This is a genomic window from Ramlibacter sp. (genome assembly GCF_041916345.1).
GTDB lineage: Bacteria > Pseudomonadota > Gammaproteobacteria > Burkholderiales > Burkholderiaceae_C > Ramlibacter.
The window spans coordinates 1-7316 of sequence record NZ_JAYRZR010000134.1 but is presented as its reverse complement, the minus strand read 5'-3'; the positions used below and the strand labels follow the sequence as shown (position 1 = coordinate 7316).

The window sequence follows — 7316 nt, the reverse complement described above, 5'->3', positions numbered from 1 at the left end:
TTGCCAACCACGCGGCCGCACTCGTCGCGGCCGGCCGGCCGGCGCAGGCCGAGCCCCTGCTGCGCGAAGCCATCGCGATCGCACCCGACGCGGTCGACCTGCAGGCCAGCCTGGCCGTGGTGCTGCGCGCGCTCGACCGGCCGCGCGAGGCCGAGGCCCTGCTGCGAGAGGCGCTCACCCGGCAGCCGGCCCACATTCCCGCGCGGCTGGGCCTCGCCATCCTGCTGCTGGCCGAGGGCCGCTTCCAGGAAGCCTGGCCGCTCTACGAAGCGCGCCACGAAGGGCCGGCGCCCGCCTCGGGCTCGCCGCCGCCGCCCGACGCGGCGTTGCGCTGGACCGGCGGGCCGCTGGCGGGCGGCACGCTGGTGATCTGGCACGAGCAGGGCTTCGGCGATGCGATCCAGTTCATCCGCTATGCGGCACTCGCCAAGGCGCGGGCTGGGGGGCGCGTGGTGGTGTCGTGCCCGGCCAGCCTGGCTGCGCTCTTTGCCACGGCCGACGGAGTCGATGCCGTCTTCACCCAGCCCAGCGCCTGCCCGCCCCTGGCGGCCTGGACCTGGCTGGGCGACCTGCCAAGGCTGCTGGGCACCACGCTCGACTCGATTCCGGCTCCACTGCCCTACCTGCACGCGGACCCTGCGCGGCAGGCGCAGTGGGCCGGACGCCTGCCGCCGGGCCGCCGGGCCGGCCTGGTGTGGAAAGGCCGTGCGGACTACAGCAACGACGCCCATCGCTCGCTGCCCGGCCTGATGGCGCTGGCCCCTCTGTGGCAGGTGGCCGGATGGTCCTTCGTGAGCCTGCAGAAGGGTCCCGGCGCCGAGGACGCCATGGATCCGCCGGATGCGCAGCCGCTGCACGCACTGGGCCATGACCTGCAGGACTTCGCCGATGCCGCCGCCGTGATCGCCCAGCTCGATCTCGTGATCACGGTCGACACGGCCGTGGCCCATCTCGCCGGTGCACTGGGCAAGCCGGTCTGGGTGCTGCTGCCGGCCCAGGGCACGGACTGGCGCTGGATGAGCGGCCGTGCCGACTCGCCCTGGTACCCCGGCGTGATGCGGCTTTTCCGGCAGCGCCAACCGCTGGCCTGGGCAGAGGTGGTCAGCGAAGTGGCGCAGGCCCTGGCCGGACACTCGCCCGCCACCGATCACCCGGCGGCGCCCGCAGGCACAGCGGACGCGGCCTACCAGCGAGGCAACGCGCTGCGCGACGCGGGCCGCTGGCGCGAGGCGGCCGCGGCCTATCACGAGGCCATCGCCATCCACCCCGGCCACGCAGGTGCCCACCACAACCTCGGCGTGGTGCGGCAGGCGCTGGGGGACAAGGCCCGCGCCATGGCCGCCTACCGGCGCGCGCTCGAGCGGGTGCCGGACCACGCCATCACGCTCACCAACCTGGGCAGCCTGCTGCTGGAGGCCGGCGAGCTCACCGAGGCAGAGCCCCTGCTGCGCGCCGCCATCCAGGCGCAACCCGACTACGCCAAGCCCCGCCTCTACCTGGCCGACCTGCTGGCGCGCCGGCAGGCGCCGGAGGCCGAGGCCGCCTACCAGGTCGCACTGGCCTGCGACCCCGGGTGGGCGCAGGCCCTCAGCCACTGGGGCGCCTGGCTCACCCGTGCGGGCCGCTGGGCCGAAGCGGAGGCCAGCCTGCGCGCGGCGTTGGATCGTGACCCGGCGAGCGTCGAGGCCTGGATCAACCTGGCAGCGCTGCTGGGCGATCGGCACCGCGCCGGCGAATCGGAAGCGGCGTGGCACGAGGCGCTGAAGCGGGCCCCCGGCCATCCTCGCGCACGGCTCGGCCTGGGCCTGCATCTGCTGCGCCAGGGGCGCTTCACGGAAGCCTGGCCCTTTCATGCGGCGCGGCAGGATCCCGTCTTCCGCCACTTCGGCACCACCCCGCCCACGCCGCCCTGGCCACGCTGGTCCGGCGAGCCGTTGCAGGGCCGTTCGCTCGTGATCTGGCCCGAGCAGGGGCACGGCGACCTGCTGCAGTTCATCCGCTACGCGCCCCTGCTCAAGGGCCTGGGGCTTGTGCGCCTCACGGTGCTGTGCCGGCCGGAGCTGGCGGATCTGGCACGCAGCGTCGACGGGGTGGACGACGTCGTCACCAGCGAGGCCGTGCTGCCCGCGCACGACCTGTGGGCCTTGCTGATGGACCTGCCTGAACGTCTCGGCACCACGCTGGCCACCCTGCCCGCCCGCCTGCCCTACCTGCGCGCGGACGAGACCCGTCGTGCGCGCTGGCAGGCGCTTCTCCCGGCGGGCCCGCGCATCGGCCTGGTGTGGCGCGGACGGCCGGCCCACGACAACGACGCCCATCGATCGCTCGCCTCGCTGGGGGTGCTGGCCCCGCTGTGGGTGGCCGCAGGCGGCCGCGCACAGTTCATCAGCCTGCAGAAGGGTGCCGGCGAGGCCGAGGCCCTGTCGCCGCCGGCCAGTCAGCCCCTGCTGGCGCTCGGTCACCGCATCGCGGACTTCGCCGATGCGGCGGCGGTGGTCGATGGCCTCGACCTCGTCATCACCGTCGACACCGCCATGGCGCACCTGGCAGGCGGCATGGGCAAGCCGACCTGGGTGCTGCTGCCTGCGCACGGCTGCGACTGGCGCTGGTTCAACGAACGCGCCGACTCACCCTGGTATCCGGGCGTGATGCGGCTGTTCCGCCAGCCGCTCGACGAGCCAGGCTGGGCCGGCACGGTGGAGCGCATGGCGAGCGAACTGGGCCGGTGGCTCGATGGCAGGCCTGCGTCGGCCACTGAGCCCGAACGCCGCGCCGCGCTCATGAGCGCCTTGGGTCACCAGAGCGTTGCGGAGGCCGAGGCGGTTTACCGCAAGGCACTGGCTGGCGAGCTGACCCACGCGGACATCCACCACAACCTGGCCAACTTCCTGCGCCAACAGCGCCAACTGGACAAGGCCGAAGCCCAGTACCGGCTGGCCCTTCAGGTCGACCCGCGCCACCTGCACGCGCTCACCAACCTGGGCACCCTGCTGGCCATCCAGCGGCGAACCGATGAAGCCGAGTCGCTGCTGCGCGAAGCCCTGGCCATGGCGCCCGACAGTGTCGACATACTCAGCAACCTGGGCACTGTGCTGGACGACAACGGCCAGCACGAGAAGGCCGAGGCGCTCTACCAGCGTGCGTTGGCCATCCACCCCGATCACGCGCCCGCACTCAGCAACCTGGGCAGCCTGATGATGCACCAGGGCCGACTGGAGGAGGCCGAGCGCCACATCCGCCGCGCGCTCACGCTGCAGCCGCGCATGGCCGATGCCCTCGTCAACCTCGGGTTCGTGCTGCGCGCGCGAGGACGTCTGCAGGAGGCCGAGGCCGTCCTTCGAGAGGCCCTGGCCATTGACCCTGGAAGTGCCTTGGCGCAGTTGAACCTGTGCTTTGTCCTGCTGGCCCAAGGGCGCCTGCGCGAGGCCTGGCCGCTTCACGGCGCGCGCCTGCAGCCCCAGCGTCAGCAATCGACTCCGACCGCACCCTCGTTGCCGTGGCCGCAGTGGCGCGGCGAGCCGCTGCAAGGCCGCTCCCTGGTGATCTGGCCCGAGCAGGGCCTGGGCGACGCGATCCAGTTCGTGCGCTACAGCCAGGCGCTCAAGCAACTGGGCCTCAGCCGCCTCACTGTCGTGTGCCAGCCCGCGCTGGCGCCGCTGCTGCGCACGCTGAAGGGCGTGGACCACGTGGAGACCAACGTCTCGGCCATCGAGCCGCATGATTACTGGGTGCTGCTCATGGATCTGCCCGAGCGCTTCGACACGACGCCCGAAACCATCCCTGCCGAACTGCCCTATCTGTGGACTGATCCGGCACGGGTGGCCAGGTGGTCCGCGCGCCTGCCCGCTGGCCGTCGCATCGGCATCGTCTGGCGCGGCTCGCCCGGCCATCGCAACGACGCCCACCGCTCCCTGCCTGGCCTGGCCACCCTGGCGCCGCTGTGGAAGGTACGTGGCCTGCAGTTCATCAGCCTGCAGAAGGGTGCCGGCGAGGCGGAGGCGGCCCAGCCGCCCGAGGGACAGCCCCTGGTCGACCTCGGCCGCGACTTCGCCGACTTCGCCGACGCCGCGGCCGTGGTCAGCCAACTGGACCTGGTGATCTGCGTGGACACCTCCGTGGCCCATCTGGCCGGCGCGCTGGGCAAGCCGGTGTGGCTACTCCTGCCGCGGCTGGGCACCGACTGGCGGTGGCTGACCGACCGCGACGATTCACCCTGGTACCCGGGCGTGATGCGCCTGTTCCGCCAGCCGCTCGACGAGCCAGGCTGGGCCGGCACGGTGGAGCGCATGGCGGGCGAACTGGGCCGGTGGCTCGATGCACGGCCGGCGCCTGTGGCCGCCTCATCACCGGCCGAAGGGCTCTTCCATCGCGCCGCGCTCATGGGTGCCGCCGGTGACCATGCGGGCGCGGAGGCAGCCTATCGCCAGGGCCTGGCCCTGCAGCCGGACCATGTGGGGGCGCTCAACAATCTGGGCCTGCTGCTGGCGCATCGGGGGGCGCTGGCCGAGGCCGGGGCCGTGTATCGCCGCGGCCTGGCAGCCGAACCCGCGCAGGAAACGCTGCTGCTCAACCTCGGCACTCTCCTCGGCGACCTTCGTCGCACGGACGAAGCCGAGGCCCTGCTGCGCCGCGCCGCGCAAGCCCGGCCCACCCACGCCAAGCCGCTCAACAACCTGGGCCGCCTGCTGGCTCGAACGGGCCGCATGGACGAAGCCGAAGCCGCCTACCGGGAGGCCATCGCGCTCGACGCGGCGCACCAGAGCGCGGCGCGGACCAACCTCGCCATCCTGCTGGCGCGCTCGGGCCGCTTCGACGAAGCCGAGGCCCTGGCGCGGGAGGCCGTCACGCGGCAACCGGAAGTCGCCGAGCATTGGTTGGGCCTGGGCTCGGTGCTGCGCCATGCACGCCGCGATGGGGAGGCCGAAGCCGCCCTGCGCCGCGCGCTGGCGCTGCAGCCCGCCCACGCGACCGCGCAGCTCGCGCTGTCGCATCTGCTGCTCGCGCAAGGCCGCTTCGAGGAGGGCTTTGCCCTGCACGGCGCGCGACGCCTCTGGCGCCCCGGCGCCGCAATGGCGGCGGCACCCGACCTGCCCTGGCCTGAGTGGACGGGCCAACCGTTCGCGGGCCGGTCCATCGTCGTCTGGCAGGAGCAGGGGCTGGGCGATGCCCTGCAGTTCGTGCGCTTCGCGTCGCTGCTCAAGCCGCTGGGTGCCAAGGCCGTCACCCTGCACTGCCATCCGGCGCTGGCGCCGCTGATGCGGGGCGTGGCCGGCGTCGACCAGGTCATCACCCGCGCGCAGGACTGCCCGCCGCACGACTACTGGGTGCTGATGCTCGATCTGCCGCGCCTGCTGGGCACCACGGTCGACCGCATTCCGGCCAACCTGCCTTACCTGCAGGCCGATGCCCAGCGCGTGGCCCGCTGGTCACCGCGCCTGCCTGCGGGTCTGAGGGTCGGCCTGGTGTGGCGTGGCGCGCCGGGCCAGGAAAACGATGACCTGCGTTCGCTGCCCGGCCTGCAGGTGCTGGCACCGCTCTGGCAGGTGCCGGGCGTGCAGTTCGTGAGCCTGCAGAAGGGCGAGGGCGAAGCGCAGGCGCTTCAGCCCCCCGCCGGGCAGTCCCTCACCGCGCTCGGCCACACCCTCGAGGACATGTCGGACACCGCCGCGGTGGTGAGCCAGCTGGACCTCGTGATCACGGTATGCACCTCGGTGGCCCACCTCGCCGGTGCGCTGGGCAAGCCCACCTGGGTGCTGCTGCCCGCCATCGGCGCCGACTGGCGCTGGCTGCAGGATCGCGACGACTCCCCCTGGTACCCGGGGGTCATGCGCCTGTTCCGCGGCCAGGTCCCGGGCAGGTGGGAGCCATTGATCGAGGCGGTGCGCGACGCCCTGGCCGCGTGGCGTCAGGCGCGGGGCTGAGCCGGCGACGGGCCCAGCCCGCGCACGAAGCCCGCCAGCTCCGGCGGCAGATCGCTGTGCAGCTCGAGCGCCTCGCCCAGCGCCGGATGCGTCACGCGCAGGCGCCAGGCATGCAGGAACATGCGCTTCAACCCGGCCTTCTGCAACTGCCGGTTCAGCTCGAAGTCACCGTACTTGTCGTCGCCGGCGATCGGGTGACCCTGCGACGCCAGGTGCACGCGGATCTGGTGCGTGCGGCCGGTCTTGATGGTCACCTCCAGCAGGCTGAAGGCGGGCCGGCCGGCCGCGGCGGGCCAGTGCTGGCGCACCTTCACGAGCGTGATCGCCCGCATGCCGTCGGGGTCGTCCCTGGCCACCACCTTCACCCGCCGTTCGCCGTCGGCCAGCAGATACTTGTGCAAGGGCTGGTCGATGACCTTGCGGCTGACGGGCCAGGTGCCCGACACCAGCGCGAGATAGGTCTTGCCGGTCTCGCGGTCGCGGAACTGGTCCTGCAGGCCCGTGAGGGCCGAGCGCTTCTTGGCCACCAGCAGGATGCCCGAGGTCTCGCGGTCGAGCCGGTGCACCAGCTCCAGCAGGCGCGCGGCCGGCCGCGCCTGGCGCAGCTGCTCGATCACGCCGAAGCTCACGCCGCTGCCGCCGTGCACGGCCACGCCGGCGGGCTTGTCGATGGCCAGCAGGTGGTCGTCCTCGAACACGACCGGGAATTCGCGCGCGGGCGCCGCGGGGGTGCCCGCCGGCGCCGGCGCGGCCACGCGCACCGGCGGCAGGCGCACCACGTCGCCCTCCGTCACGCGGGTGTCCACGGCGGCGCGCCCCTTGTTCACGCGCACCTCGCCGCTGCGGATGATGCGGTAGACATGCGTCTTCGGCACGCCCTTGAGCACGCGCAGCAGGTAGTTGTCGAGGCGCTGGCCCGCCGATTCCTCGCCCACCGTCAGGAATCGGACCTCCCCGCTTGCAGGGGGCCCACCGCCCCCTATAATCTGTTGCACTAGCGTGACGATGTAAGTGGTTGATTTGGCTGGCAGTTTAGTCCAGCGTCCGCCACCGCGCCGCTGGCAGGTCGATGCCGACCGCCCCCGCAACCCACCGATGCCGGCCCTGCCCGCATCGTCGGCCACCGGTGGCGGCAGGGCCCGACACCTTGAAACACGAGACGGATTACAAGCCCGCCAGCACACGCATCGCTGGCAGGCGGATCAAAGCGAGAACAACGTGCTGATGGCGCTTCTCCTGGCTCTCTGGCGCTGGCTGCTGCCCGCGCCGGACCGGCCGGCTTCGCGACCATCCGTTCCCGGCGCCCCGCCAGCCGCAGCTTTCGCGGCCTGCGCGGCACACGCCCCCCTCGCCCCCCATCCAGTGCCCTTGCCGCGCCTGCTGAGCTAGTCAGTC

2 protein-coding genes are annotated in these 7316 nt (G+C 72.9%); one reads left to right on the top strand and one right to left on the bottom strand.

What is annotated here, in order from left to right; translation table 11 throughout:
• On the top strand, nucleotides 1-5921 hold a 5921-nt coding region (locus tag ACE3T5_RS20365; RefSeq protein WP_374669937.1), incomplete at its 5' end, for a tetratricopeptide repeat protein.
• Here ACE3T5_RS20365 and ACE3T5_RS20360 read toward each other — a convergent pair.
• Nucleotides 5906-6916 carry an RluA family pseudouridine synthase gene (locus ACE3T5_RS20360; protein ID WP_374669936.1) on the bottom strand — a complete coding sequence of 337 codons (1011 nt, stop codon included), beginning with the start codon at nucleotides 6914-6916 and terminating at the stop codon, nucleotides 5906-5908. The two genes, ACE3T5_RS20365 and ACE3T5_RS20360, sit on opposite strands and share 16 nt — an antisense overlap.
• Between the last annotated feature and the right edge of the window lie 400 nt (nucleotides 6917-7316).